Origin of the sequence: Kineosporia sp. R_H_3 (assembly GCF_002198675.1) — a bacterium.
In the GTDB taxonomy this organism is placed as follows: Bacteria; Actinomycetota; Actinomycetes; order Actinomycetales; family Kineosporiaceae; genus R-H-3.
On record NZ_MWLL01000027.1, the window covers coordinates 1 to 4,528 of the forward strand.

The 4,528-nt window shown below is 75.9% G+C and carries 4 protein-coding genes and 1 pseudogene; 4 read left to right on the forward strand and 1 reads right to left on the reverse strand.

Going from position 1 to position 4,528, the window contains the following annotated elements:
• The 3 genes from ECOMGDLI_RS34335 to ECOMGDLI_RS35755 form a co-directional block, all read left to right on the forward strand.
• On the forward strand, positions 1-324 hold a 324-nt coding region (locus tag ECOMGDLI_RS34335), incomplete at its 5' end, for a hypothetical protein (protein WP_198954476.1).
• A gap of 1,164 nt (positions 325-1,488) precedes the next feature.
• Entirely contained in the window at positions 1,489-1,806 is a 318-nt protein-coding gene (locus ECOMGDLI_RS36620; protein ID WP_088313271.1) for a helix-hairpin-helix domain-containing protein, read from the forward strand.
• Positions 1,806-3,116, forward strand: coding sequence for an OmpA family protein (locus ECOMGDLI_RS35755; protein ID WP_088313273.1), 1,311 nt, complete (start codon positions 1,806-1,808; stop codon positions 3,114-3,116). The genes ECOMGDLI_RS36620 and ECOMGDLI_RS35755 overlap by 1 nt, the downstream gene beginning before the upstream one ends.
• Before the next feature lie 96 nt (positions 3,117-3,212).
• Here the strand turns inward: ECOMGDLI_RS35755 and ECOMGDLI_RS02505 are convergent, their stop codons facing one another.
• Complete coding sequence (locus ECOMGDLI_RS02505; protein WP_088313275.1) at positions 3,213-3,947, reverse strand: SDR family NAD(P)-dependent oxidoreductase; 735 nt, start codon at positions 3,945-3,947, stop codon at positions 3,213-3,215.
• Positions 3,948-4,141: 194 nt separating this feature from the next.
• On the opposite strand from ECOMGDLI_RS02505, the pseudogene ECOMGDLI_RS02510 reads away from it, so the two are divergent.
• Positions 4,142-4,528, forward strand: a pseudogene (locus ECOMGDLI_RS02510) (hypothetical protein); the annotation flags it as partial.

Here is a 4,528-nt window from a genome sequence, read left to right on the forward strand (position 1 = left end):
GTCAGGCCCGCCCGGCCCCGCCGCCCGCGGGGCGAGGTGCCACCGGCCGCCCGCGGCCCGTTCGGCCCGTTCGACCGGCCGTGCGTCGAGACCCGGCACACCGACGGCCGCTGGTACCCCGGCCGGCTGCACGGCTGGGTCCGCGGCGACGACGGGTGGCGGGCCGTCGTGACCTACGGGACGACGCCCGGTGTCCAGTACTACGGGTGCGTCGCGGCGTCCGCGGTGCGCCCGGCGGGCGACGACGGGCCGGTCGCACGGGACGCCGCACACGACGATGCGCAGGAGCGCGGCGTGTCCGTCCCGGACCCCGGCGTGTCTTGACGGCGTGTCGCACGATGCCCGACGCTGACGTCCCCCGGACGGCCTAGCCGCAGGGCAGTCGTCCGGAGCCGCCCGCCAGGGGGCTGACCAGCCCGTACGTCCCGGGTGCCAGGGCACGGGACAGGCAGCGTCATCACCAGAGCGTCACCGTCCGCACACAAGATCTTGCGTTCTTCGTCGCGCTGCGTCGCCCACATGGCATGCTCACGCACCGCGGGGGGTTCGCGTCGTTCGTCATGGAGGGCCCAGTGGCCTGGTTCGCCTGGCAGTCTGCACTTTTCATTCTCTTGGCTTTCGTTCTCGGGTGCCTGGTCGGCTACTGGTACTGGCGTATCCAGTACCGCAAGGCCGCCTTCACCGAGTCCGAGGCCGTGACCGTCATCAGCCGCCGGCACGAGAAGGCCGTCGCGGAGAAGGACGCCGAGATCGGTCGGCTCCAGTCGCTGCTCGCCGGCGGCGCGGGGGCGGCCGCCGTGGCCGGCTCCGCCGACGCCGCGGACGGCGGCACGGCGCCGGACGCCGACGCCGACACGTCCACCGACACGGACGCGACCGAGGTGACCGCCGAGGCGGACGCCGTCGTCGTGGACGGCGCAGGCGGTGCGGAGGGCGACGACGCGGCCCCCACCACCGACGCGACCGCCGACGTGACCACCGACGGCACCGCTGCCGAGGTCACCGACACGGACGGCACCGACGGCACGACCGTCGAGGGCCCGGACGCCGAGGGCACGGCCGAGGCGGACACCGCCGACGCCGCGCAGGCCGCGGACGAGGCGGCCGGTACGCCAGACGCCGAGCCGGTGACCGTCGTCGCGCTGCCGGAGGGCTCCGACCTGCCCGAGGAGACCGTCGTCGACGTCACCGACGACGCGGTCGCCGGGACCGACCAGGACGCCGTCGCCAACGCCGTCGCGCAGCTACCCACGCAGAGCACGGGCGAGGGCGACGTCATCGACCTGTCCTCCGTCGAGGACGGCACCGACGCCGCGGCGCAGGACGCGACCGTCGCGGACGGGTCGGCCGCCGAGCCGGCGGCCGACGCCGAGCCGGACGCCGACGCGGCGGCCGCAGCGGCCGTGGCGGAGACCAGGCNCTGCGGCCGACGCCGAGCCGGACGCCGACGCGGCGGCCGCAGCGGCCGCGCCCGGGGTCGCCGCGGGCCTGGTCTCCGCCACGGCCGCTGCGGACGACGACGCCGACGAGGCCGACTCCGCCGAGGACGACCTCGAGCGGATCGAGGGCATCGGCCCGCGGATCGCGAGCGCCCTGCGCAGCGCGGGGATCCGGAGCTTCCGCCGGCTCGCCGACGCGGACGTGCCGACCCTGCAGGCGGCGCTCGAGGCGGCCGGCCTGCGGTTCGCGCCGAGCCTGCCGACGTGGTCGCGCCAGGCGCGCTTCCTCGCCGACGGCGACGAGGTCGGCTTCATCAAGCTCACCGAGTCGCTCGTCGCCGGCCGCGAGCCCGGCCGGAGCCGTTGATGCCCCCGGTCGACGAGAAGCAGAGCACCGCACCGCAGAGCACCGTCGAGACCGGGACGACGACGACCCGCACCGTCGAGGGGCATGTCTGGGAGCGCAGCCGGCGCAGCGTCGCCTGGCCGCTCGCGGCCGGCGTCCTCGGGCTCGCCGCGCTCGGGGTCGGCCAGGGCTGGCCGAACCGCAGCTCGATCGAGAACGACCTCACCGAGCGGTCGACGACGGCCCTCGGCACCGCCACCGCCGACGTCTCGGTCTCCTTCGAGGGGCGCGACGGCGTCGTCACCGGCACGGTCGACACCGAGGCCGACCGGGCCCGGATCCTCGACACCGTGCGCTCGCAGAACGGCGTCCGGGTCGCGCTCGACCGGATCGCCGTCCGGACGCCGGGGCCGACCGGCACCGCGACGCAGCAGCCGACGGTGAGCCCGTCCCCGACGGCGTCGCAGTCGCCCGCGGCGACGACGCCGGCCCCCACCTCGACGCCGGCCCCCACCTCGACGGCGACCGCCACCGAGTCGCCGAGCACCTCGCCGACGCCGTCGGCGAGCACGACGCCCGGAGGCACGGCGGGCACCGTCGCGCCGTCCGCGAAGCTCGTCGTGTCGACGTCCGGGATCACCCTCACGGGCACGATGCCCGACGAGGCGGCCCGGGACGCGCTCGTCACCGCGGCGTCCGCCGTGGCCGGCGAGGGCAACGTCACCGACCGGCTGACGATCGACCCGGACGTCGCACCGGGCGGCCTCTCGGCCCTCGGCGGGGTCCTCGCCGGGCTCGGCCGCGACGCCGACGCGACGGTGACGCTCGACGGCGGCACGCTCGCGCTCGACGGCACGGTCGGTTCCGAGGAGGCCCGCCAGGCCGCCCTCGGTGCGGCCGAGGCCGTCGTCGGGGACGCCGCGAAGGTCCGCGACGGGCTCTCCGTCCGCAGCGACAGCGAGGCGACGGACGAGCAGGACGCCGTCCGGGCCGCGATCGCCGAGCTGCCGAAGATCACCTTCGCGACCGGCAGCGCGACGCTCACGAAGGCGGGCCGGCAGACCGTCCGCAACGTCGCCGAGATCCTCACGGCCTACCCGGACGTCGAGGTGCAGGTCCAGGGGCACACCGACGACCGCGGCTCGGACCGGGTCAACCGGGAGCTCTCCGCGGCCCGCGCCCGCACCGTGCTCGTCACGCTGCGCGGGCTCGGGGTGGAGCGCGACCGGCTCACCTCGAAGGGGTTCGGCGAGGCGAAGCCGGCCTTCCCGAACACGACGGCGAAGAACCGGGCGAAGAACCGCCGCGTCGTCTTCGAGGTCCGCGGCTGACGACCCGCACGGCCCCTCGGGGCTCGGTCCGCACGACATGACGAAGGCCCCCGCCGGGCGGCGGGGGCCTTCGTCGTGCGGTGCGCCGGGCCGGGGTCAGGGCTCGCGGTGCGCGATCATCCCGGTCGCCTGCGCGCGGGGCCGGACGACGAGGGTGTCGATGTTCACGTGCGAGGGCCGGGTCACGGCGAACCGGACGACGTCCGCGACGTCGTCCGCGCTGAGCGGCACGAGGCCCTTGTAGACGTTCTTCGCGCGCTCGGCGTCGCCGTCGAACCGGACGAGGGAGAACTCGGTGTCGACCATCCCGGGCTGCACCTCGGTGATCCGGATCGGCTCGGCGACGAGCTCGATGCGCAGCGTGCGGCAGACCGCGTTCACCGCGTGCTTGGCCGCGGTGTAGCCGGCCCCGCCCGGGTAGACCTCGAAGCCCGCGATCGAGCCGAGGACGACGATGTGCGCGTCACCGCTCGCGCGCAGCGCCGGCAGGAGCGCCTTCGTCACGCGCAGGACGCCGAGGACGTTCGCGTCGAACATCCACCGCCACTTCTCGACGTCGCCGTCCTCGAACCGGTCGAGGCCGAGCGCGCCGCCGGCGCTGTGCACGACGACGTCGACCGGGCCGACCTCGCGGGCGAAGGCGGCGACGGAGTCGTCGTCCGTGACGTCGAGCGCGAGCGCCCGGCCGCCGACCTCGGCGGCGAGCGCCTCGCACCGGTCGAGCCGCCGCGCGGCCGCGACGGTGTCCCATCCCTCGGCGGCGAGTGCACGCACCGTGGCCGCGCCGATACCGCTGCTCGCGCCGGTCACCACTGCTGTACGTCGTGTCATGCGCTCATCCCAGCACGTCACCGCCCTGAGCCGCACCGGAAGGGATCCGGCGTGACGCGTGTCAACGTTTGTCGATCATGATGTCGTCGTGACAGGCTGTGCCCCGCCGATGGGCGGTAGCCGCCACTCACGCGGCGCCGCGGCGGGGGCCGGGACCGGCGACCGACCGTGGCGCGTGCAGAGAGGAGCGGCCTGTGCTCTGGTTCGTCCAGCAGTCCTTCGTGCTCCTGCTGCTCGCCTGGGTGCTCGGCGTCGTCTCCGGCTGGCTCGTCTTCGGGCGCAACCGCGGGTGGGCCGAGCCGATGACGGACATGATCCCGGTCGTCGAGGCGGACCCGGCGGACGACGTCACGTGGGTCCCGGCGGAGTGGACGACGGCCCCCGACCACCACGACTACGCGGACCCGGTCTGGGCCGCCGAGGCCGGGCTCACCGACGACGACCTGCTCGCGCTGTCGACGGACGCGGACGCCTACCCGGCCGCCGCCCAGGCGTACGCCGAGGCGCCCGCAGACGGCTACCCGGCGCCCGCTCCCGTCTCCGAGCCGCGCGTCGTCGCCCCGCGCACCCCGCCCGCGGCC